The organism is Frigoribacterium sp. NBH87 (assembly GCF_014217665.1).
GTDB classification, from domain to species: Bacteria; Actinomycetota; Actinomycetes; order Actinomycetales; family Microbacteriaceae; genus Frigoribacterium; species Frigoribacterium endophyticum.
The window spans coordinates 462,466-480,986 of the sequence record NZ_CP043650.1 but is presented as its reverse complement, the minus strand read 5'-3'; the positions used below and the strand labels follow the sequence as shown (position 1 = coordinate 480,986).

The window sequence follows — 18,521 nt, the reverse complement described above, 5'->3', positions numbered from 1 at the left end:
AGGTGGCCGTCGCTGGGAGGCGCGGGTCGGCCCGGGCGCCCGGCCCCGTGCCTCAGACGGCCGAGTACGAGACGATGCCGCGCCGCACGGCGTCGAGCGCCCGACGCGCCACGGGGCCCACCGGGAGGTCGGCCACGACGGAGAGCTGGTCGAGCAGGTCGATCGTCTGCTTCGTCCAGCGCACGAAGTCGCCGGCGGCGAGGTCGGCGTCCTCCAGCACGGAGTCGAGGCTCGCGCCCCGGGCCCAGCGGTGCATGGCCAGGGCCAGGCCGGGAGCCGGCGGCGTGCTGCCGGGCAGCCGGTGCTCCTGCTCGAGGTCGTCGAGCTCTGCCCAGAGCAGCTGTGTCGCGTCGAGGGCCTCGCGGTAGGCGCCCCGCGGCAGGAAGCGCTCCGACAGCTGCCCCTCGTCGCGTCGCGGCTCGTAGACGAGGGTCGCGGCCATGGCGGCCATCGACGGCACGTCGAGCTGGTCCCAGAGCCGGAGCCGGAGGCACTCGGCGACGAGCAGGTCGCGGTCCCCGTAGATGCGGCGGAGCGTGCGGCCGGCGGGGGCGACGGCCACCTCGGCGGTGCGCCCGTCGCGCCCCGCGCCTCCTCGGCTGGCGGGCGTGGCCGAGGTGGAGGCCGCGGGCACGAGGTAGCCGCGGTCGAGCAGCACGTCGGTGACGCGGTCGAAGACCTTCGCGACCGCGCCGGTGCGGCTGCGGATCTGGGCCGAGAGCTGGTCGGTCTGCTTCTTCAGCTTGAACCAGCGCTCGGACCAGCGGGCGTGCTGCTCGCGCTCGGGGCAGGCGTGGCAGGGGTGCTGGCGCAGCTGCTTGCGCAGCTCGGTGAGCTTCCGCTGGCGCTTGTCGTGCTCGCCGCGCGACTGGGCCTCGGCGCGGGCCGCGCCCTGCTTCTCGAGGTCGCCGAGCTCACGCCGGAGCAGCGTGTACTCGCCGAAGTCGCCGAGGTGGCAGGTCATGCTGCGGGCGTAGCCGTCGAGGCTCTCCTGCTGCGTTCGCACCTTCCGCGCGAGGTCGACCACGGCGCGGTCCGCCTGGAACTGCGCGAACGAGGTCTCGAGGATCTCGCGCGTGCGCGACCGGCCGAACTGCTCGATCAGGTTGACGGCCATGTTGTACGTCGGCCGGAAGCTGGAGTTCATCGGGTACGTGCGGCGGGAGGCGAGGCTCGCGACCGCCTGGGGGTCGAGCCCCGGCTGCCACTGGATCAACGAGTGGCCCTCGACGTCGATGCCACGGCGGCCGGCCCGGCCGGTGAGCTGCGTGTACTCCCCCGGCGTGATGGGCACGCGGGCCTCGCCGTTGAACTTCTCGAGCTTCTCGAGCACGACCGTGCGGGCGGGCATGTTGATGCCGAGCGCCAGGGTCTCCGTCGCGAAGACGACCTTGACGAGCTTCTTCTGGAAGAGCTCCTCGACGACCTCCTTGAACGCGGGCAGCAGGCCCGCGTGGTGGGCGGCGACCCCGCGCTCGAGCCCGTCGAGCCACTGCCAGTAGCCGAGCACGGCGAGGTCCTCGTCGCGGAGGGTGCGGCAGCGGGCCTCGACGATCTCGCGGATCTCGTCGCGCTGCTCGGCGGTCGTCAGGCGGATGCCGGAGCGCAGCACCTGCTTGACGGCCTGGTCGCAGCCGACCCGGCTGAACACGAAGAAGATGGCGGGCAGCAGGTTCTGGTCGTCGAGCATCTCGACGATCCGCCACCGGTCGAGGCGGCCGCCCTGGTGCGGGGTCGGCGGCACGACGTGGCCTCGGGGGCTGCGCCCCGACCAGCGGTCGCTCGTGCCGCGGCCCCGCCCGCCGGGCCCTCCGCCCCGCCGCGACATGGAGGTCGCCCGCAGGAGCTCCGGGTTGACCCGGTTGGTGGCGGCCTGCCCGCTCGAGTCGAAGAGGTCGAGGAACTTGCCCCCGACGAGCACGTGCTGGTCGAGCGGGACGGGGCGGTCCTCGCTGACGATGACGTCCGTGCCGCCGCGGACGGTCTGCAGCCAGTCGCCGAACTCCTCCGCGTTCGACACGGTCGCGCTCAGCGACACCAGGCGGACGTCGAGGGGCAGGTGGATGATGACCTCCTCCCACACGGCGCCGCGGAACCGGTCGGCGAGGTAGTGCACCTCGTCGAGGACGACGTAGCGGAGGTCGTCGAGCATCTCCGAGCCCGCGTAGAGCATGTTGCGGAGCACCTCGGTCGTCATGACCACGATGCGCGCCCGCGCGTTGACGTTCGTGTCGCCGGTCAGCAACCCCACCTCGCCGGCGCCGTACTCGGCGACGAGCTCCTGGAACTTCTGGTTGCTCAGGGCCTTCATCGGCGCCGTGTAGAAGACCTTGTCGCGGGGGTGCTGCATGGCGAGGTGGATCGCGAACTCCGCGACCAGGGTCTTGCCGGCCCCGGTCGGCGCGGCCACGAGCACACTGTTGCCCGCCTCGACGGAGGCGCAGGCGGCCTCCTGGAAGGGATCGAGCGCGAAGCCGAGACGGGAGCGGAACGACTGCAGCTGCGGCGACCGCACCCGGGTCTTCGAGGCGGCGAACCGTTCGGCGGGGCTGAGGTCGCTGCTGGTCATCTGGCTATCCTCCCGCGAGTTCGGCGTCGAGGGCCGCCACCTTCTTCGCCACCTGCCTGTCGTGCAGCCAGGCGACCCCGGCCGCGGCGAAGTAGAGCACCACCATCGGGATCGCGAGCAGGAACATCGAGAACACGTCGGCCGCCGGGGTCGCGATCGCGGTGAAGAGCGCGATGAGCAGGATGGCGACGCGCCAGCCCTTGATGATGCCCACGGCGGAGATGACGCCGACGAAGTTGAGCAGCACGAGGAAGACCGGCAGGACGAACGCGATGCCCACCGCGAGGATCAGCTTGAGGACGAAGTCGAAGTACTGCTTTGCGTCGATGATCGCCGCGTCCTCCGCCGCGACGAAGCCGGTGAGCGCCTCGACGATGTGCGGCAGGACGTAGTAGCCGCTGGCGCAGCCCAGGAGGAAGAGCGGGATGGCCGAGCCGATGAAGCTGACCGCGTAGACCTTCTCACGTCGGACGAGCGCGGGGACGATGAACGCCCAGACCTGGTAGAGCCAGACGGGGCTCGACAGGATGACGCCGACGGTGACCGCGATCTGCAGGCGCAGGTCGAAGCTGCCCGCGATGGTCGGGTAGTTGAGCGTCGCCTCGGTGCCCCGCGCGACCGCCATCTGCGTGATGGGCCCCCGGAGCACGTCGAGCACCCAGGAGGAGAGCGCGAAGCCGGCGACGCTGGCGAGGATCAGCGCGAGGGCGGACCGGAACAGCCGCTTGCGGAGCTCGACGAGGTGCGCGCCGAGCGACATCCGGCCGTCACGGGACCGCTGACGGGGAGCACCGCCGCCCTCGCTCGTGCCGGTGCTGGTGGTCGCGGCCACGCGCTAGAGCTTCGGCGGCAGATCGTCCCCGTGCACGGGGCGGGTGGTCGTCGAGGACGTCGACCGCGGTGCGTCGTCGACCGTCGGACGGCGGACGTCGTCGTCGGCCGTCTTCTTGTCGTCGCCGATCTCGTTCTTGAAGATGCGCATCGACTGGGCGATGCTCTTCGCGAGCCCGGGGAGCTTGGGCGCACCGAAGAGCAGCAGGATGATCGCCAGGATGATGATCAGGTGGAAGCCGGTGAGGTTGCCGAGCATGAGGTCCTCCTCGCGGGACGGATGAGTGGCAAGTGTACCGTGCCGTCCCTGGGCGGCCTCGGTCAGCCCGCGGCGGTTCCCTCGGCGTCGTACTCGGCCGCGGCACGACGTGCCCACTCCGCGACGGCCCTCCGCGCCTCCGGCGGTGCCACGACGCAGGCCCGCCCCGGCAGCCCGGCGACCAGGCGGGCCACCGTCCCGTGGTGCGACACCCGGAGCGAGAGGCGCGTGCGGCCCTCGTCCGCCCGCTCGACGTCGGTCGGCGACCAGTCGTCGAGCAGGGCGGCGGCTGCGTCGTCGATCTCGATCGTGACGACGACGTCGTCGGGAGAGCCCTCGAAGAGCGTGTCCGGGAGGGAGAGGTCGGAGGCGCGGTGCGTGATGGGCGCGTCGGTGAGCGCCGGTCGTGACATCCGGTCGACGCGGAAGGTGCGGAGCCCCTCGCGCACGTGGTCCCAGGCGCGGAGGTACCAGTCGGCGTCCAGGGACTCGACCCGCAGCGGGTCGACCCGTCGACGCTCGGCACGGCCGCGGACCCCGGCGTAGTCGAACTCCAGCTGGACCCCCGCCTCCACCGCACGGCCGACGACCGCGAGGGCCTCGTCCGACTCGCTCTCGGCGACGGCCACCTGGCTCGGCTCGCTCGACGCGCCTCGGGACAGCTTCGCGGTGAGCGAGGCGACGGCGGCCCGGTCGGCGTGGTCGGGCAGGGACGACAGGTACTGGAGCCCGGCGATGAGCGCCGCCGCCTCGCGGGACGAGAACCGCGGCGACTCGTCGATGGCGACGAGGTTCGTCAGCACGATCACGTCGTTCTGCTCGAAGTCGTCCCACGCGATGTCGAAGAGGTCGCCGTGCTGGTACTGCGATGTCTCTCCGGGGATGCCGGAGACCGCGATCAGCTCGACCGCCCGCCGGATCTCCGCCGTGCTGACGGCGAAGTGCTCGGCCGCCTCGGCGACGCTCACGCGCTCGTGGTCGATCAGCCACGGGACGAGGGCGAGCAGGAAGGCGAGCTTGTCGGTCGCCTGCAGGGCGGGTCGGCGGTCGCTCACGATCGGGCCCCGGTCTCGGTCGAGGAGCCCACGGGCCGCGCTGCGTCGTCGTCGTGGTCGGCGACCAGGCGTCTCAGTCGCTGCACGACCAGCTCGCGGAGGTTCGCGGGCTCGAGGACGGTGACCTCCGGGCCGAACGAGGAGAGCTCCTCGGCGAGGATGGACGCGTCGGAGTAGTGGACGGCCAGCACGTCGGCGCCCCGGGACTCCGTCCCCCGGCGCTTCGAGAGCCGGGTCTCGGCGTCCGACGCCTCGACCACGCGCACGAGCGCGGTGTTCGACCGGCGCAGCTCCTCCAGCCCCGCGAGGGCGGAGTCGGCGGTCGCGTCCGCCGGCCGCGGGAAGGAGCGGCCGGTGACCGTCACCGGGCCGACGATGCGCGAGAGGAGGAAGTTCTTCCGCGAGCCGGTGTCGGGCTCGATCGCCGGGACCATCCAGCGCCCCTGGTGCTGGACGAGCGCGAACGGCGCGACCTCGCGGCGGCGGGGCAGGGCCTCCCCCGGCTTCAGGTAGTCGAACCGCACGACGACCCCGCGGTCGAGGGCGGTGCGGAGCGGCTCGAAGGCGGCGTCGCGGGACCGGATGCGCGGCGCGTACTCGAGCTCGGGCACGGTGGCCGTCCCGCCCAGCGAGCGGAGCTTGAGGAGGGCCCGGCGGGACTCGCCCGAGAGCGTGCCCTCACGCCAGACCATGGCCGCCAGGGTCAGCAGGGCCGTCTCCTCCGGCGAGAACGAGATGTCGAGCGGCAGCTCGTAGCTGCCGCGCGGGATCCGGTAGCGGAGCAGCTGGTTGTTGCCGGAGGCCGCGGGGTCGTCGACGGTCTCGAGCGGGACCCCGAGCTCGCGGATGTCGTCCTTGTCGCGCTCGAACTGACGCTCGAGGGCGGCGTTGTCACCGGCCGAGGAGTACTTCTGCCGGTAGCCCTGGACGGTCGACAGGACCTCCGACTTGGTCAGCCCGGTGTCGGTGGCGAGCAGGGCCAGCACGAGGCTGAACAGGCGCTCTTCGACGGGGATCCGGGGGGCGCGGGCGGCGGGCACGCGATCGATCCTAGGCCACGGCCGAGGTCGGCGACCCGCCGTGCGGGGCACCGACCTCCGGGGCCGCGGACGGGCTCAGAGGGAGCCGAGCACGTCGAAGACGTACACGTAGCTGTCCGCGCCGCCGGCCTCGGCGGCCGGGATGACCGTCATGACCTGCGAGCCGACCTGCTGGCCGACGAGCGCGTCGCGGATCGAGGCCGGGAGGGCCGGGTCGCCGAGGTCGACGGTCGTGGCCGTGTCGCCGTTGTTCCAGGTGGAGGCCGAGACCGTCGAGGGGGTGGCCCAGGTGACGGCCGTGAACTGCACGACGGCGGTGTCGTCGGCGGTCAGCTCGTGGCCCGAGCCCTCACGGACGAGGTGGGTCTCCTGCGCGGTCGGCGCGTCGGAGTCGGGGACGGAGATGCCGGGAGCGCCGCTCGGGGCGGTGACGACGGCCGGCAGGCCGCTCTCGCCGGGCACGGGGCGGCCGTCGGCCTTCGGCAGGAAGGCCTGCTTGACGTCGACGATCGCGACGTACGCGGCGTCGGGGTCGTCGGTCGGCTCGACGGCCGAGCCCTGGATCGAGGCGGAGAGCTCGGAGGCCTTGACGGCCACGACGACGCGGGAGCCCACGGTCGAGCACTCGAGCGCCGCCGCGAGCGGGGCGAGGGCCTGCCCGCCGACCGTGATGGGGTTGGCGGCGGTGCCGTCGTAGCCGCTGTCCTCCACCTCGCGCCCCGTGGCGCCGTCGTACAGCGTGTAGTCGATGATGACGGGCGACCCGTCGACGAGACGCTCGCCGTCGCCCTCGATGAGGGTCGACACCTGCGTCTCGGTGGTGACGATCGGGCTCGGCACATCGGCGTCGGGTTTCTCCCCGAACGAGCCGGTGGCGGTGACCACCGAGGCGGCGTCGCCCGTGGGCGGGCAGCCCGACGAACCCGGTCCGGAGTCGCCGGCGCACGCGGTCAGGGAGGCCAGCAGGCCGACGGCGACGACGAGGGCGGGGATGGTGCGCACGGGGCCTCTTTCCATGGTGCGGCCGGGCCGCGGGTGCTTCGGGGGCGGCGGGGCCGCGAGGAGCGGCCGGGAGCCGCGGGATGCGTCGGACAGCTTACTGGGCGTCGCGCGAGGGGTCGGTCGCCTCGCTCGCCGGGGCTGCGGCCTCGGCGTCGGGCGCGCTGCCCGCGGCGACGGCCTCGGCGGCCCCGATCGCGGCGTCGGCGGCGGTGCGTGCCTGACGAGCCGTCTTGCGGAGCTTCTTGTCGCTGGCCGAGCGGTCGCCCAGGGCGCCGGGCGTCCAGGCCTCGACGTCGGCGTCGGAGTAGTCCGACTTCGACGGGCGGCGCTTGAGCTGCGGCAGCACCGCGCCGGGCGCGAGCCGACGAGCGGTGATGAGGAACCCGGTGTGGCCGATCATGCGGTGGTCGGGTCGCACGGCCAGGCCCTCGACGTGCCAGCCGCGCACGAGCGTCTCCGAGGCGTCGGGCTCGGTGAACGCCCCGGAGGCGCGGAGGGCCTCCGCGACCCGCGACAGCTGCGTGGCGGTGGCGACGTAGCAGATCACCAGGCCGCCGGGCTTCAGGGCCGCGGTGGTCGCCTCCACGCACTCCCACGGCGCGAGCATGTCGAGCACGACGCGGTCGACCGTCCCGTCGGGCATCACGTCGGGCAGGCTCTCGACGAGGTCGCCGACGGTCACCGACCAGTTCTCGGGCTCGGCGCCGAAGAAGCTCGTGACGTTCCCGAGCGCCACGTCGGCGAACTCCTGGCGGCGCTCGAAGGAGGCGAGCCGGCCCTCCGGGCCGATCGCCCGCAGCAGCCACAGCGACAGGGCGCCGGAGCCCACGCCCGCCTCGACGACGGTCGCTCCGGGGAAGACGTCGGCGAAGGCGACGATCTGCGCGGCGTCCTTCGGGTAGACGATGGCCGCGCCCCGGGGCATCGACATCACGAAGTCGCTCAGCAGGGGCCGGAGGGCGAGGTACTCGTCGCCGGTGGTGCTCGCGACGACCGAGCCGTCGGGCAGGCCGACCATGTCGTCGTGGGCGATCATGCCCCGGTGCGTGTGGAACACGGCGCCGGGCGTCAGCACGACCGTGTTCATCTTGCCCTTGGGCCCGGTGAGCTGGACCTTGTCGCCCTCGAGGAACGGCCCGGACTGGCGGCGGGTGGCGGTCATGCGGTGCTGCTTTCGGTCGGTGCGCGGCCCGGCGGGCCGGGGCGTCGAGGAGGCGCGCGGTGCGCCCCGGGGGTCAGGAGTCGGTCGTGCGCTGCTCGCGCAGGCGGCGCCCCGCGGCGTGCAGCTCGCGGAGGTCGGCGAGGGTGGTGCCGACCAGCGTGGTGCGGCGGACGTAGCCCGCGTCGTCGGCGAGGGGCGCGTGGTGCTCGACGCCGAGCGCGACCGCGCCGGCCGCGACGGCGGAGGCGAGGCCCGGGACGCTGTCCTCGACGGCGACGCAGTCGGCGACGTCGACGCCGAGCAGCTCCGCCCCCCGGAGGTAGGCCTCCGGGTGGGGCTTGGCGTGCTCCACGTCGTCGCCCGCGACCACGGCGTCGAAGGCGTCGAACTCGATGGCGTCGACCATGAAGAGCGCCATGCGGCGGATCGACATCGTGACGAGCGCGGTCGGCACGCCGGCGGCCCGCAGCTCGGCGAGGAGCTCCTTCGCGCCCGGGCGCCACGGGACGTGGACGGCGCAGCGCTCGAGGACCGCGGTCGTGAGGTGGTCGATGATGGCGTCCTCCGACATGTCGACGCCGTGCTGCTGCAGCACGCGCGACGAGTGCCAGAGGCCGGAGCCGATCAGCGTGTCGCCGTCGGCCTTCGTCCAGGTGCCGCCGAACGAGCCGACCAGGGCGACCTGGGACTCGAACCAGTAGGGCTCCGTGTCGACGAGGGTTCCGTCCATGTCCCAGAGGACGGCGGCAGGCAGGAGATCGGTCACGACGGAGGAGTCTACGGGAGGGGGCTCCCCCGGCGGGCGACCCGCGCCTCCTCGTGCTCGGTCTATCGTGGTCCGAGACGTCGAGGGCCTCTCCCCGACTCGGTGAGGACACGGTGACTGACACGTCTGACTTCGCGACGGGACGACTCCTGGTCGTCGCTTTCGAGGGCTGGAACGACGCCGGCGAGGCCGCCAGCGGCGTCGCCAGGAGCGTCATCGAGTCGCTGTCGCTCGAGGCGGTGGCCGAGCTCGACGGCGAGCGGTACATCGACTACCAGTTCAACCGGCCCCAGGTGGGGCTCGACGACGACGGCGGGCGCTCCCTCGTCTGGCCGCGCATCCAGCTGCACGCCACGCCGGACTCCTCGACGTCGCTCGCGGCGGCCCCGGTCGACGCCCCGGGCACCGAGGTCTTCGTGCTGCTCGGCGCCGAGCCGTCGCGCAGCTGGCGCAGCTTCGCGGCCGAGATCGTCGACCTGGTCGACGTGCACGACGTCACGTCGGTGGTCTTCCTCGGCGCCATGCTCGCCGACGTCCCGCACACGCGGCCCATCTCCGTCTTCGTGAGCAGCGACAACGACGACGTGCGCACGCGGCTCGGGCTGGAGCGCAGCAGCTACGAGGGCCCGGTGGGCATCCTCTCCGTGCTCGGCGACGCCCTCGAGCAGGCGGGCGTGCCGACGCTCGCCATCTGGGCCTCCGTGCCGCACTACGTGCACGCGTCGCCGTCGCCGAAGGCGACCCTCGCCCTCATCGAGAAGCTCGAGGAGGTCGCCGACGTGCAGGTGCCCCGGGGCGAGCTCGAGGCCGAGTCCGCCGCGTGGGAGCAGGGCATCGACGCTCTGGCCGCCGACGACGACGACATGGCCGGCTACATCGAGCAGCTCGAGCAGGCCCGCGACACCGTCGACTCCCCCGAGGCGAGCGGCGAGGCGATCGCGCAGGAGTTCGAGCGGTACCTGCGCCGACGCGACGGCAAGGCCGGCGACGGGCGCGACGGCCGCGACGACCCGCGGTTCCCGCCCGCGGTCTGAGCGAGGCCCCGGCGAGGCGGGGCCGTCAGCGCTTCTCGCCGGGGACGGCCACGCCGTTCTCGTAGGCGAAGACGACCGCCGCCGTCCGGTCGCGCAGCGCGAGCTTGCCGAGCACGTTCGAGACGTGCGTCTTGACGGTCGCCTCGCCGAGGTAGAGCGCCCGGGCGATCTCCGCGTTGGACTCGCCGACGGAGAGCCGGTCGAGCACCTCCCGCTCCCGCTCGGTGAGGAGGGCGAGGCGCGAGCTCGGGGCCGGCGGGCGGCGCTCCGGCCCCGCGAGGGCGCGCGCCACGACGTCGCGGGTCACCTCCGGGGCCAGCAGCGCGTCGCCGCGGTGCACGACGCCCACCGCGTCGATGAGCTCCTCGGGGCCCGAGGTCTTGAGCAGGAACCCGCTCGCCCCCGCCTGGAGCGCCCGGAAGAGGTAGTCGCCGTGCCCGAAGGTGGTGAGCACGAGCACGGCGGGTCCGTCGACGGGGCGCTCGGCGAGGATGCGCCGGGTGGCCTCGAGCCCGTCGAGGCGCGGCATCTCGATGTCCATCACGACGACGTCCGGCCGCGTCTCGCGGGCGACGTCGACCGCTTCGAGCCCGTCACGGGCCTCCCCGACGACCTCGAGTCCGTCGGCCGTGTCGAGGATGATGCGGAACCCGGCCCGGACGAGCTCCTGGTCGTCGACCAGGAGGACGCGGACGGGCTGCCGGGCCGTCACCGGGCGACCCCGGACGACCGGGGCGCGGGGCTCGCCGGCGTGGGCTCGCGGCCGGGCACCGCGCACGACGCGACCGGGAGGACCGCCCGGACGCGGTAGCCGCCGCGGGGCAGCGGCCCGACCTCGAGCTCGCCGCCGTGCAGGTCGACCCGTTCGCGCATCCCCCGGTGCCCCAGCCCGGTGCCCGTCACGCCCGTCGCGGACGTCGTCCCGGGCGACCCGCGGTCGCCGGAGCCCCGACCGTCGTCGACGACCTCGATCTCGACGGTGCGGTCGTGACGCCGGAGCCGGACGACCGCGACGGAGGCGGAGGCGTGCTTCAGCGTGTTGGTCAGGGCCTCCTGGGCGACGCGGTACACCGTCACCCCCGTGCTCTCGGGCACGTCGGCGACGTCGCCCTCCACGCCCCAGCGGACGTCGAGCCCGAGCCGACGGGTGTCGTCCACGAGCTGCGGGAGGTCGGCGAGGCCCGCCGGGGCGGCGCAGCTGCCGTCGCGGGTGCGGAGCACGCGGAGCAGTCGCTCCAGCTCCTCGACGGTCGTGCGCGCCGTGGCCTCGACGGCGCTGAGGGCACCGCGGGCCACGTCGGGCCGGTCGAGGGTGCGACGCGCGGCGCCCGCCTGGATGCCGATCACGGCGACGTTGTGGGCCACGACGTCGTGCAGCTCGCGCGCGATGCGGGAGCGCTCCTCGTCGATGGCCTGGTCGGCGACGACCTCCTGCGCCGCCCGGAGGTCGACGCCCGCCCGCTCGAGGGCGTGGAGGCGCGCGGCCGAGACGCGGGAGGAGCGCCCGACCAGGACGGCCCCCGCGAAGAAGAGCGCCGTGAACACCACGGAGTAGACGACGGAGGCGGTCAGCGGGCCGACGGGCACGCCCTCGACCTCCCCCGCCCGCCGGGCGAGCCCGACGACCAGCAGGGCGAAGAGCGCGGCCGAGACGACGACGCTCGTCACGAGCGCCCGACGGCGGGAGGCGGCCCAGGCGTTGGCGGTGGAGATGACGAGGAAGAGGGCGAGGGCCGGGGCCAGGTCGTCCGGGTAGCCCCGGAGCGAGGCGCCCACCACGACGGCGGCCACCACGACCATGGCGACCAGGGGGCGTCGACGTCGCAGGGCCACCGGGGCGCACAGGGCGACCAGCCAGGCGAAGGTCTCGGCCGGGGCCGTGCTCGCGGTCGGCTCGCCGTCGACGACGACGAGGGCGAGCACCGCGGTGAGCGCCCCGAGGGCCAGGAGGCCGAGGGCGACGAGGGCGTCGACCCGGGCGTCGCGGCGCGTGAGGCGACGCCTCGGGCGATCGACGCTCCCGGGGTCCTGGGGAGGCGGCACGACGAAGGACATCCCCGTCAGTATGTCAGACGGTCATGTGTCGCGAGGTTCCGTCACCGCCCGCGCGGGCCGCGGCCGGGTCAGCGGCGCAGGTCGACGCCGAGGAGGGCCTGCACCGCGTCCAGGTCGACCGCGGTGGCGGTGCTGCCGGAGGCGACCCGGGCGTCGACCGCCGCGAGGGCGGAGGGCGTGTCGAGGTCGTCGGCCAGCGCGTGGCGGAGCGCGGCCAGGAGCGGCGTCGGCTCGTCGTCGGCTGCCGCGTCGTCGGCCGCCGAGGCCCAGCGGGCCCAGCGGTCGAGCCGGGCCTCGGCCGCCTCGAGGTCGGCGTCGAACCACTCCCAGTCGGACCGGTAGTGGTGGCCCGCGACGGCCAGCCGCACGGCGCGGGCATCGTGGCCGGCCGCGACGAGCTCGCTCACCTTGACGAGGTTGCCGAGCGACTTGCTCATCTTCTCGCCCTGGTAGGCGACCATCCCGGTGTGCGCCCACAGGTCGGCGTACGGCTCGCCCGTCATCGCCGTCCCGTGCGCCGCGCTCATCTCGTGGTGCGGGAACACGAGGTCGCTGCCGCCGCCGTTGACGGAGATCGGAGCGGCCAGGTGGGCCTGCGCGATGACGGTGCACTCGATGTGCCAGCCCGGGCGGCCGGCGGAGAGCGCGGACGGCCAGGAGGGCTCGCCGTCCCGCGCCGCCCTCCAGAGGAGCGGGTCGAGCGGGTCCCGCTTGCCGGGGCGGTCGGGGTCGCCGCCGCGCTCCGCGGAGAAGCGGGTCATGGTCTCGAGGTCGTACCGGCTCTCGAGCCCCAGGTGCCAGCTCGTCGACCGCTCGGCGGCCCTGACGTCGAAGTAGACGTCGTCGCCCTCGGTCGAGCCGGGCGTGTCGACCCGGTAGGCGAGCCCGAGGTCGAGGAGGCGCGCCGCGGCCAGGGCCACGTCCGAGACGACGTCGGTGACGGCCACGTAGTGGTCGGGCGGGAGCACCTGCAGGTGCTGCATGTCGCTGCGGAAGAGATCGGTCTGCGAGGCGGCCAGGTCGCGCCAGTCGACGCCGGTCGCGGCCGCGCGCTCGAGCAGCGGGTCGTCGACGTCGGTCGTGTTCTGTGCGTAGGTGACGGCGACCCCGGCGTCGAGCCAGATCCGCACGAGGGTGTCGAAGGCGAGGTACGTCGACGCGTGGCCGAGGTGGGTGGCGTCGTAGGGCGTGATGCCGCAGACGTAGAGGGAGGCCGCGCCGTCGACGACGCGGGTCGGGCGGCGCTCGGCCGTCGCGGTGTCGTGCAGGACGGGGAGGGGCGCCGAGCCGGGCAGCGCCGGGACCGTCGGCCGCGTCCAGGCCCTCACGCGGCCACCACGCCCGTGCCGAGCAGGACGAGCAGGACGACGCCGAGCACGATGCGGTAGGCGACGAAGGGCAGGAAGCTGCGCTTCGAGATGTAGTTCATGAAGAACGCGATCACCACGAAGCCGACCACGAAAGCGACGACCGTCGCGGCGAGGGTCTCGCCGAGCGAGTACGGGCCGGGGTCGCTGAAGCTCTGGACGAGCTCGAAGAGGCCGCTGCCGAACACCGCGGGGACGGCGAGCAGGAACGAGAACCGGGCGGCCGCCGGTCGTGAGTAGCCGAGGGCGAGCGCGGTCGTCGTCGTGGCGCCCGACCGGGACACCCCGGGGAACAGCGCGAGCACCTGGGCGACCCCGACCGCGATGCCGTGGCCGTAGCTCATCTGCTCGAAGGAGCGCTCCTTGCGCCCGAGGCGGTCGGCGAGCCCGAGCAGCAGGCCGAAGACGATCAGCACCACGGCGACGATCCAGAGCGACCGGAAGACCGTGCGGATGTACTCCTGGGCGAGGTAGCCGACCAGCACGATCGGGACCGTGCCGATGATGACCAGCCAGCCCATGCGCACGTCGGGGTCGGCCTTCGGGATCTTGCCCGTGACTCCCTGGAACCACTTGGTGAGGATGCGCGTGATGTCACGCCAGAAGTAGATGACGACGGCCAGCTCGGTGCCCAGCTGCGTGATCGCGGTGAACGTCGCGCCGGGGTCGAAGTCGGCGGCCGAGCCGGGCTCGGAGAAGAACAGGCCGACGAGCCGCAGGTGGGCGCTCGACGAGACGGGGAGGAACTCCGTGAGGCCCTGGACGAGGCCGAGCAGGAGTGCCTGGAGGAGATGCTCCACGCGGGGGCCCTTCTGGTGCGGGGGTGCTAGTACGTCGCCAGCAGGTCCCGGAGGACGCGACTCCCGAAGGATAGTGCGTCGAGCGGCACCCTCTCGTCGACGCCGTGGAACATGGCGGGGAAGTCCATCCCCTCGTCGAGCCGCAGCGGCGCGAAGCCGTAGCCCGCGATGCCGAGCAGGCTCAGGGCCTTGTTGTCGGTGCCGCCGGAGAGCAGGTAGGGCAGCACGGGGGCCCCGGGGTCGTGCCGCTCGAGCGTGCCCGTGATCGCCTCGACGAGGGGGCCCGAGAAGGGGGTCTCGAGGCCGATGTCGGTGTGCATCGTCTCGATCTCGACGTCGTCGCCGATCAGCGCGCGGACCTCGGCCAGCACGGCCTCCTCCTGGCCGGGCATGCAGCGGATGTCGACCAGCGCCTCCGCCGTGTCGGGCACCACGTTGTGCTTGTAGCCCGCGGTGAGCATCGTGGGGTTCGTGGTCGTCCGCAGCGACCCGCGGATGAAGCCGGCCGCCGTCCCGGTGTGCAGCACGAGCTCGTCGGGCGACGTCTGCTCGAGGTCGACGTCGAGGATGCGCGCCACCTCGGAGAGGAGCGCCGTGGTCGTGTCGGTGAGGGCGATGGGCCACTGCTGCCGGCCGAGCACCGCGACGGCCTCGGCCAGCCGCGTCACGGCGTTCGCGACGATCATCTGCGACCCGTGGCCGGCCGTGCCCCGGGTTCGGAGCTTGATCCAGATGAGGGCCTTCTCGCCTGTCTGCAGCAGGTACGAGCGCCGGCCGTCGATGAAGGTGGAGTACCCGCCGACCTCGCTGATCGCCTCCGTGGCGCCCTCGAAGACCTCGGGGTGCTCGGTCACCAGGAAGTGCGAGCCGAGGACTCCCCCGGCCTCCTCGTCGGCCAGGAACCCGACGACGAGGTCGCGGGCGGGTCGCTCACCGGCCCGGATGATGTCGCCGAGCGACGACAGCATCATGGCGTCCATGTTCTTCATGTCGACGGCGCCGCGGCCCCAGAGCATGCCGTCGCGGACGACGCCCGCGAACGGGTCGACCGACCAGTTCGCCGGGTCGGCGGGCACGACGTCGAGGTGCCCGTGCACGACGAGCCCCGGCTTGGAGCGGTCGGCCCCCTCGACCCGGGCGAGGACGCTCACGCGGCCGGGCTCGGACTCGAACACGAGCGGCTCCAGGTCGAGCGCCCGGAGCGCGTCGGCCACGTACTCGGCGGCGTCCGCCTCGCCGTTCGACCGACCGCCCCCGTAGTTCGACGTGTCGAACCGGATCAGGTCGCGCGCGATGGTCGCCGTCTCGTCGAGCTCGACCTCGCGGTCGGTCGTGGCGGGCTCGGACTCAGGGGTCGTCGTCATGCCGACCACGCTACCCGGAGCCCCCCTCCTGCCCGTGGTCATCGAGGCCCTCGGAGCCGTGCTAATGTTTCGTGGTCGGCTTCGGCAGGCACCATCCAGTCCGGGTGGCGGAAATGGCAGACGCGCTAGCTTGAGGTGCTAGTGCCCGTATAGGGCGTGGGGGTTCAAGTCCCCCCTCGGACACCGATCCTCGGATCGACACACTGGTTGAGACAGTGCAGCACCACGGCAAGGGCCCCGCTCCGGCGGGGCCCTTCGTCGTTCCCGGCCGTGCCTTCGCCTGCCATGTCGTTCCCGGCGGTGGCGTCGTGGGCGTCGTGGGCGGCGTCGGTCGTCGTCGTCCGGTTCCCGACCCCCCGCGCGGTCTACTGTCGCAGTCGACCGGACAGAGAGAGGGAACACGATGGAGTACACACGTCTCGGATCGAGCGGGCTGCAGGTCTCGGCCGTCGTCCTCGGCTGCATGAGCTACGGCGTCCCGGAGCGCGGCGCCCACCCGTGGAGCCTCCCCGAGGAGGAGTCCCGCCCGTTCATCCAGCGGGCGCTCGAGCAGGGCGTGACCACCTTCGACACCGCCGACGTCTACTCCGACGGCACGAGCGAGGAGATCGTCGGGCGCGCCCTCGCCGACTTCGCCCGCCGCGACGAGGTCGTCATCGCCACGAAGGTCTTCAACCGCATGCGCCCCGGCCCGAACGGCGCGGGGCTCTCGCGGGCCCACGTGATGAGCGCGATCGACGACAGCCTCCGCCGCCTCGGGACGGACCACGTCGACCTCTACCAGATCCACCGCTGGGACCCGGAGACCCCGATCGAGGAGACGATGGAGGCGCTGCACGACGTCGTGAAGTCGGGAAAGGCCCGCTACATCGGCGCCTCGAGCATGTGGGCGTGGCAGTTCGCCAAGGCGCAGCACACGGCCGACCTCGGCGGCTGGACGCGCTTCGTCTCCATGCAGGACCAGTACAGCCTCGTCCAGCGCGAGGAGGAGCGCGAGATGCACCCCCTCTGCCTCGACCAGGGCGTCGGGGTGATCCCCTGGTCGCCGCTGGCGCGGGGCAAGCTCACCCGGGACTGGGACGACACCACGGCCCGCACCGAGACCGACCAGTTCGGCGGCACCCTCTACCGCCAGCGAGAGGACGCCGACCGCCAGGTCGCCGCGGCCGTCGCGACGGTGGCGGAGGCGCGGGGCGTCTCCCGCGCACAGGTGGCCCTCGCCTGGGTCCGCCAGCAGGAGGTCGTCACCGCGCCCATCGTCGGCGCCACGAAGATGCAGCACCTCGACGACGCCGTCGCCTCGGTCGACCTGTGGCTGACCGACGACGAGCTCGACGCCCTCGAGTCGCCGTACGTCACGAGGGAGAACGAGGGCTTCTGACCCGCGCCGCCCCCACACGTCTAGTGTGAGCCGCACGCGGGCGACGACGCTCCGCGACCTGACAGAACGGAGGGCGCCAGCATGGGCACCGAGCACCACGGCAACGAGTCCGACCACCAGCACGAGGACCACGTCCACACCGAGCACGTCGAGACGACGATCACCGACGTCACGAGCGAGCAGGACGGCTCGTACGTCGACAGCGACATCCCCGCCGACGGCGGCGAGACCACCGGACCGCACGACGGCGAGGCCGACGGTTCGTACACCGACTCGGACAACCCGGCCGACCGCTGACGGTCCCCGGGGCGACGACCCGCGACTCCCCCGGGAGGGCGGGTCGTCGCCGCGTGTCTCTAGTACGGTCGACCCAGGGAGGAACACAACCATGACACAGCGAATCATCATCCTCGGCGGCGGCGCCGCCGGGCTCACCACGGCACTCGAGCTCCAGAAGCGCCAGCCGCCGCAGAGCGCCAGCATCACGCTGGTCGACCAGTCTCCGTACTATACGTACCAGCCCTTCCTGCCTGAGGTGGCCGGGGGCCACATCGCGCCGCGCGACGTCACCGTGCCGCTCCGCAAGGCGCTGAAGAAGACCAAGGTCGTCGAGGCCGCCGTGACGGCGCTCGACGCGAACTCGAAGACCATCACGGTCACGACCGCCGACGGCGTGGCCTCCGAGCTGCCCTACGACCAGCTCGTCGTCGCCCTCGGCGCCGTCACGCGCACCTTCCCCACGCCCGGCCTCGCCGAGAACGGCGTCGGATTCAAGAGCGTGGAGGAGGCCCAGTACGTCCGTGACCGCGTCCTCGGCAACATCGCCGAGGCGGCCTCCGTCCAGGACGCCGCGACCCGGCGCAAGCTGCTCACCGTCGTCTTCGTCGGCGGCGGCTACACCGGCGTCGAGGCCATGGCGGAGCTCGACGACGCGGCCAAGGCCGCCGTCGACGAGTACCCGACCCTGTCGCGCGACGAGCTCCGCTTCGTGCTCGTCGAGGCCCTCGACCGCGTCGCCCCCGAGGTCGGCCCCGAGCTCTCGAAGTGGACCCTCGGCCACCTGCGCGGCCGTGGCATCGACATCCGCCTCGGCACCACGATGCCGTCGTGCATCGACGGCGACGTCGTCCTCAGCGACGGCGAGACCATCCCCGCCGGCACGATCGTCTGGACGGCCGGCGTCAAGCCGAACCCCGTCGTCGCCGACCTCGGCCTGCCCCTCGGCCCGAAGGGCCACGTCGACGTCAAGGCGACCCTCCAGGTGCAGACCGACGACGGCCAGGTGCTCGACGGCATCTGGGCGCTCGGCGACGTCGCGCAGGTGCCCGACCTCCTCGCGGAGAAGCAGCCCGCGTTCTACCCGCCGAACGCGCAGAACGCCGTCCGCCAGGCCGTGACCGTGGCCGACAACGTGATCGCCGCCCTCTCGGGCGCCCCGCTCGCGGAGTACCGCCACGCGTCGGTCGGGACCGTCGCGAGCTACGGCATCGGCAAGGGCGCGGGCGTGCTCAAGGGCGTCAAGGTCAAGAACGTCGCGGCGTGGCTCGCCCACCGCGGCTACCACCTGTACGCGATGCCGACGGTCAACCGCAAGTGGCGCATCCTCACCGGCTGGGTCACCAACTTCGTCGGCGGGCGCGACCAGACGCCGCTCGTCGGCCTGGCCGACCCGCGCGCCGGGTTCCTCAAGGTGACCCCGGTCGTGGCGCCGAAGGGCGACGACGCGGGGGCGGGCTCGGCGAAGGCCAGCCCCGCGAAGGCCGCTCCGGCGAAGTAGTCGGTTCGCCCGCGGGCGACGAGGCAGACGACGGAGGCGCGTCCCGGGTGACCGGGGCG

17 protein-coding genes and 1 tRNA gene are annotated in these 18,521 nt (G+C 73.2%); 5 read left to right on the top strand and 13 right to left on the bottom strand.

Translation table 11 applies throughout. The annotated features are described in order from the left end of the window. Positions 1–52: 52 nt before the first annotated feature. From F1C15_RS02270 to F1C15_RS02235, 8 genes are all read right to left on the bottom strand, one after another. Positions 53–2,569, bottom strand: a complete 2,517-nt coding sequence (locus F1C15_RS02270) for an RNA helicase (protein WP_185232721.1) — start codon at positions 2,567–2,569, stop codon at positions 53–55. A gap of 4 nt (positions 2,570–2,573) precedes the next feature. After that, positions 2,574–3,329 (bottom strand): twin-arginine translocase subunit TatC, encoded by a 756-nt coding sequence (gene tatC / locus F1C15_RS02265; protein ID WP_056055936.1) that lies wholly within the window; start codon positions 3,327–3,329, stop codon positions 2,574–2,576. Positions 3,330–3,404: 75 nt separating this feature from the next. Continuing rightward, on the bottom strand, positions 3,405–3,659 hold the full coding sequence (locus F1C15_RS02260) for a twin-arginine translocase TatA/TatE family subunit (RefSeq protein ID WP_056054956.1): 255 nt from the start codon (positions 3,657–3,659) through the stop codon (positions 3,405–3,407). 62 nt (positions 3,660–3,721) lie between these two features. After that, entirely contained in the window at positions 3,722–4,714 is a 993-nt protein-coding gene (locus F1C15_RS02255) for a YafY family protein (protein WP_167259230.1), read from the bottom strand. Beyond that, entirely contained in the window at positions 4,711–5,754 is a 1,044-nt protein-coding gene (locus F1C15_RS02250) for a YafY family protein (RefSeq protein ID WP_185232720.1), read from the bottom strand. The genes F1C15_RS02255 and F1C15_RS02250 overlap by 4 nt, the downstream gene beginning before the upstream one ends. A gap of 75 nt (positions 5,755–5,829) precedes the next feature. Then, positions 5,830–6,756: a hypothetical protein gene (locus F1C15_RS02245; RefSeq protein WP_056054948.1), complete on the bottom strand. Its 927-nt coding sequence runs from the start codon at positions 6,754–6,756 to the stop codon at positions 5,830–5,832. Positions 6,757–6,850: 94 nt separating this feature from the next. Continuing rightward, positions 6,851–7,918, bottom strand: coding sequence for a tRNA (adenine-N1)-methyltransferase (locus tag F1C15_RS02240; protein ID WP_185232719.1), 1,068 nt, complete (start codon positions 7,916–7,918; stop codon positions 6,851–6,853). A gap of 73 nt (positions 7,919–7,991) precedes the next feature. Continuing rightward, entirely contained in the window at positions 7,992–8,684 is a 693-nt protein-coding gene (locus tag F1C15_RS02235) for an HAD family phosphatase (RefSeq protein ID WP_235491177.1), read from the bottom strand. A 113-nt stretch (positions 8,685–8,797) separates the two neighbouring features. On the opposite strand from F1C15_RS02235, the gene F1C15_RS02230 reads away from it, so the two are divergent. Further along, entirely contained in the window at positions 8,798–9,718 is a 921-nt protein-coding gene (locus F1C15_RS02230) for a proteasome assembly chaperone family protein (protein WP_056054942.1), read from the top strand. A gap of 25 nt (positions 9,719–9,743) precedes the next feature. Here F1C15_RS02230 and F1C15_RS02225 read toward each other — a convergent pair whose 3' ends face one another. From F1C15_RS02225 to F1C15_RS02205, 5 genes are all read right to left on the bottom strand, one after another. Then, positions 9,744–10,430 carry a response regulator transcription factor gene (locus tag F1C15_RS02225; RefSeq protein WP_219731562.1) on the bottom strand — a complete coding sequence of 229 codons (687 nt, stop codon included), beginning with the start codon at positions 10,428–10,430 and terminating at the stop codon, positions 9,744–9,746. Then, positions 10,427–11,773, bottom strand: a complete 1,347-nt coding sequence (locus F1C15_RS02220; protein ID WP_185232717.1) for a sensor histidine kinase — start codon at positions 11,771–11,773, stop codon at positions 10,427–10,429. Before F1C15_RS02220 ends, F1C15_RS02225 begins: the two co-directional genes overlap by 4 nt. A 68-nt stretch (positions 11,774–11,841) precedes the next feature. After that, positions 11,842–13,101: a cysteine--1-D-myo-inosityl 2-amino-2-deoxy-alpha-D-glucopyranoside ligase gene (gene mshC / locus F1C15_RS02215; RefSeq protein WP_185232716.1), complete on the bottom strand. Its 1,260-nt coding sequence runs from the start codon at positions 13,099–13,101 to the stop codon at positions 11,842–11,844. After that, the gene (locus tag F1C15_RS02210) at positions 13,098–13,940 is read right to left on the bottom strand and encodes an undecaprenyl-diphosphate phosphatase (protein ID WP_056054933.1); all 843 of its coding nucleotides are present in this window, start codon (positions 13,938–13,940) and stop codon (positions 13,098–13,100) included. Before F1C15_RS02210 ends, mshC begins: the two co-directional genes overlap by 4 nt. A 26-nt stretch (positions 13,941–13,966) precedes the next feature. Further along, on the bottom strand, positions 13,967–15,304 hold the full coding sequence (locus F1C15_RS02205; protein WP_056055929.1) for a M20/M25/M40 family metallo-hydrolase: 1,338 nt from the start codon (positions 15,302–15,304) through the stop codon (positions 13,967–13,969). A 98-nt stretch (positions 15,305–15,402) separates the two neighbouring features. Here F1C15_RS02205 and F1C15_RS02200 point away from each other — a divergent pair. From F1C15_RS02200 to F1C15_RS02185, 4 genes are all read left to right on the top strand, one after another. Beyond that, positions 15,403–15,487 (top strand) — tRNA-Leu (locus tag F1C15_RS02200). 220 nt (positions 15,488–15,707) lie between these two features. Continuing rightward, the gene (locus F1C15_RS02195; protein ID WP_056054929.1) at positions 15,708–16,685 is read left to right on the top strand and encodes an aldo/keto reductase; all 978 of its coding nucleotides are present in this window, start codon (positions 15,708–15,710) and stop codon (positions 16,683–16,685) included. 81 nt (positions 16,686–16,766) lie between these two features. Beyond that, positions 16,767–16,982, top strand: coding sequence for a hypothetical protein (locus tag F1C15_RS02190; protein WP_185232715.1), 216 nt, complete (start codon positions 16,767–16,769; stop codon positions 16,980–16,982). Between the two features lie 91 nt (positions 16,983–17,073). Beyond that, the gene (locus F1C15_RS02185; RefSeq protein ID WP_056054922.1) at positions 17,074–18,462 is read left to right on the top strand and encodes an NAD(P)/FAD-dependent oxidoreductase; all 1,389 of its coding nucleotides are present in this window, start codon (positions 17,074–17,076) and stop codon (positions 18,460–18,462) included. The last annotated feature ends 59 nt before the right edge of the window (positions 18,463–18,521 follow it).